Here is a 3,609-nt window from a genome sequence, read left to right as displayed (position 1 = left end):
CCCTTCGCCCTTTATTACGTAGTGTAATTCAAGCTCGGGATGGTAATGCCAGATACCTCTGAAGGTGGGCAAAATATCATGCCGTATACTGAATGAATTTTGCGGTTTTACCGCAACCTTGAGAAAATGGGGCTTCATTTTACGAAAATCAATAAAGGTTAGCGGGCCGGCCCATATTTATGTATGTGCCGCGTTGGTTTATATTTTTAAAAGTAGCAATTTTTAATCAAACCCAATTTGCAGCAATGTAATTTTCTTTTGACAAAAATTTAGCTTTGCACGAAAAAGGCGTTATGGTAAGATTGTATAATAAATAGATAAATACAAACAGGAAACGCAAAGGCTAACACGTGATATTTGTTAAAGCAAGTTGTAAATCAGGCTGCGGGATACCAGGAAATATAAACCAATAAAATTAATTATACTTTTTAGCAGGCTTTTAGAACTGACAAGATTTTAACACTTAATTAATTGTGATATAAACAATTAATTGCGTAAAAAATGGCAGGATACTATAAACTTTTTGAGGGCTTTTGTATAAGCAGTATAAAGAATTTGACCAATTAAAACACTCATGAAGCACTTTAAATACATAGCCATATTGTTATTATCAGCGGCAGGCAACGCAGCTTTTGCACAAGCTCCAGCCGATAACAACTATATAAAGGTGATCACCGAACGCTCAAACAAAATTGTTACCGGAGCAGGCATTACCGACTCGGTAAAATTTAAGAAAGTGCGTGATATTGTGGTTGCCCAGTATAATGACCTGAACACCGTTTACGACGCGCGTAAAACAAAAGCAAACGATATCAAAGCGCAAATGCCTGATGACAAGGCAGGGGCCAATACCAAAATTGCCCTGGTAGATAGCGATGTGGTAAAGCAGGTTAAAGTATTACATGCATCATATATCAAAAAGCTGAACAAAGAATTAAGCGCCGATGAGGTTGATAATATAAAAGACGGCATGACCTACCGCATTTATCCAATTACTTACACCGCTTACCAGGACGAGATCCCAAACCTTACCGAAAAACAAAAAGGCAAAATTAAAGGATGGCTGCTGGAAGCAAGGGAGAACGCAATAGATGCCGAATCAGCAGAGAAAAAACATGCCTGGTTTGGCAAGTTTAAAGGACGCATTAATAACTATCTGTCTGCACAGGGTTACGATATGAAAAAGGAGGGTGAAGAATGGCAAAAACGGATCAAGGAGCGGCAAGCCGCAAAACAATAATTTGAACTAACCTAATATTCCCGGTATCATGATATAAGCTTTAGCCGGGCAAACCAATTATACCAATTAATTAACCTGATCATGAAAATTAAATTATCAAGTTTATGAGAAAACTTTTCCTCTTACTTTCGGTGTTACTGTGCTTAGGCAGTGCGCTAAAAGCCCAGGATCGTAATATAACGGGTACCGTTACAGACGAAAAGGGTGTTTCCCTGCCCGGGGTTGCCATACAGGTAAAGGGCAGTAATACAGGCACTATCACCAATGCCGATGGTAAATATTCAATTAAGGCCACTAACCTTCAAGCCGTTGTGGTGGGGGCTAAATTTCTTGGATACAACTACCAGGAAAAGTCACTGAAAATTGGCGAAATGAACGCCGATTTTAAAATGGTACCCTCACAAAACAACCTCGACGAAGTTGTGGTAGTAGGTTACGGTACCCAAAAGAAGATCCACTTAACAGGAGCTGTTGCCCCTGTGGATATGAAAGCTATCCAGGATATCCCTACCACCAACCTTGCAGCTGCGCTGCGCGGTACAAATGCTGCTGTTAGCGTAAGCGGTGGTATAGCAAGACCTGGCCAAAGTGGAACCATCACTATCCGTAACCCTGTTTTCCTGGCAAAAAATGGGGGTAGTACTACACCTTTATATATCATTGACGGTGTGCAGCGTACCGAAAGTGATTTTAACCTGCTTGATCAAAGCGAGGTAGAGAACATCTCGATACTGAAAGATGCTGCTGCAGCCATTTACGGTATTTTGGGCGCTAACGGCGTTATCGTTATAACAACCAAACGCGGGCAGCTGGGTGCGCCGAAGGTGAGTTTCAGCTCGTCGGTAGGTGTTGCCGATGCTATTCAATTGCCTAAAATGATGTCGGGCGTTCAGATGGCTACTTATCTGAATGATATTGAGCAAACAAGATATAACCATACCATCACACCCGAGGGTTATATCAACGGAGACTTAAGCAATAAAGACTTAAAATATTATACGCCTGATGAGCTTGATTACTTCAAAGCCAATAATCAAAACTTTTTAGAGCAGGCATTTAAGCCGGCGGTAACAACCCGTAACGCGCTTAGCATAACCGGTGGTAATGATAAGGTGACCTATTTTGCCGGCGCCAACTACGTAAACCAAAACTCCAACTTTAAAGGTGTAAATACCAACCGTTTCGGGCTTAGGGCCAGCGTTGATGCAAAGGTTGCAAAAGGCCTAAAACTGTCTTTGTCACTGAGTGAAGATCTTGCCAAAAGCAAAATATACTGGTACAAACTTTCAAGCACCACCGAAAGTCCGGATAACGACTTTCTGTCACTTAACCAGGCACCACCATGGCAAAAATATTTTATTGACGGGCACCCTGTATACTTAGGGACCAGCAATAATGATAACCTTAACTTTTTTGCCGTTCAAAATTCTAACAACTACACAGGTAACAATAATACTGTATTTAATGGTTTAGTCAATTTGAGTTACGAAATTCCGGGTATCAGCGGGTTAACTGCCAATGCAAGCTATAACCGTAACATCAATAATGCTTTTAACAAGCAATATGGTTCAACATTCTACTACAATCAGTATTCGGGTGAAGGCGACAACAACCATATTCCGGGAGGAACTGTGGTAAGCGTAAAAGCTATAAAAAATGGTGATAAGGTACGTCTTACACCGTCATTGGCTGATAACTACCAGTTCAACGCCAACCTTACTTACCACAAACGGTTCGGCGCACATGAGATCACAGCTCTTGCATTGTACGAGCAGTATGAATCATATAGTGAAGGTGTGGCAGCAGAAGCCGACGGTGTGATTGTAGGCGGAAAAGATAACCAGACATTCACCACCGGCGACCAATCTTCAAACCAGGCTACTCTGGTAAAAGAATATGGCCGTAAAGCGGTTGCCGGCAGGGTAAATTATGCTTACGCTGATAAATACCTGGTAGAACTGGCCATGAGGGCCGATGCTAATACCAACTTTGCACCGGGTCACCAATGGGGATATTTCCCATCTGCTTCGGCTGGCTGGGTAGTTTCTAAGGAAAATTTCTTTAAATCGGTAAGCTTTGTTGATCTGTTGAAATTCAGGGGATCGGTTGGTTTATTAGGTTCTGATAACACGCCATCATATTTATATGCGGTTAACTATCAGTTTGGTACCGGTAACAAGGGCGGTGCGGTTTTCGGTGGTAATGGTGACAGAGGTTTAGGCGCATTGCTAAATATCGCCATCCCCAATGCTAACCTAACCTGGGACCATGACCTGAAAACAAACTACGGCCTGGATGCTGCTTTCCTGAATAATCGCTTATCAATTTCTGCCGATTATTTCTGGGAGCACCGCTATGATATGCTTGCT

The 3,609-nt window shown here is 42.0% G+C and carries 2 protein-coding genes; both read left to right on the top strand.

Going from position 1 to position 3,609, the window contains the following annotated elements; genetic code table 11:
• Positions 1–574 precede the first annotated feature (574 nt).
• A complete protein-coding gene (locus VF500_RS03445) occupies positions 575–1,240 on the top strand; it encodes a DUF3826 domain-containing protein (protein WP_330858331.1) in 666 nt (221 codons plus the stop codon).
• A gap of 104 nt (positions 1,241–1,344) precedes the next feature.
• A partial coding sequence (locus VF500_RS03440) for a SusC/RagA family TonB-linked outer membrane protein (RefSeq protein ID WP_330858330.1) occupies positions 1,345–3,609 on the top strand: 2,265 nt, incomplete at its 3' end.

The organism is Mucilaginibacter sp., assembly GCF_036383575.1.
Classification (GTDB): Bacteria; Bacteroidota; Bacteroidia; order Sphingobacteriales; family Sphingobacteriaceae; genus Mucilaginibacter.
The sequence above is the reverse complement of the archived record's forward strand: the minus strand, read 5'-3'. Positions and strand labels throughout refer to the sequence as shown.

What these genes read in the sequence shown, in the direction of transcription:
- VF500_RS03445 (WP_330858331.1), top strand. Translation starts at nt 575, where the DNA reads ATGAAGCACTTTAAATACATAGCCATATTGTTATTATCAGCGGCAGGC.